Annotated in this window: 1 protein-coding gene; it reads right to left on the bottom strand. The window is 60.9% G+C overall.

Translation table 11 applies throughout. The features are described 5' to 3' along the window. Positions 1-223: type VI secretion system baseplate subunit TssG (locus tag AAIR21_RS28265; protein ID WP_434682896.1), on the bottom strand; the 223-nt coding region annotated here is incomplete at its 3' end. Positions 224-225: the final 2 nt, after the last annotated feature.

Genomic DNA, 225 nt, shown 5'->3' with positions numbered 1-225 from the left:
CATTCTCCTCCACGGCCCGCAACTCGCTGACCGGAAACCCCATCCCCGGCCAGGGACGAAAGCGAACCGGATCGTTTTCGGGATGACTGGTACTGCCAAGGGCTGGCGCATCAGGAGCCGCCTGCTCCAGCAACCGGCAGAAACGATAGAAATTAACCCGCCAGATCTCGTCCCGCAGTTGCTCTGTCAGCCGGGTACGTGCTGACTGTGATTCTCGCACCATCG

The sequence above is a fragment of the Enterobacter sp. PTB genome, assembly GCF_051130085.1.
Lineage (GTDB): Bacteria > Pseudomonadota > Gammaproteobacteria > Enterobacterales > Enterobacteriaceae > Enterobacter > Enterobacter ludwigii.
This window is presented reverse-complemented; position numbering and strand designations above follow the sequence as displayed.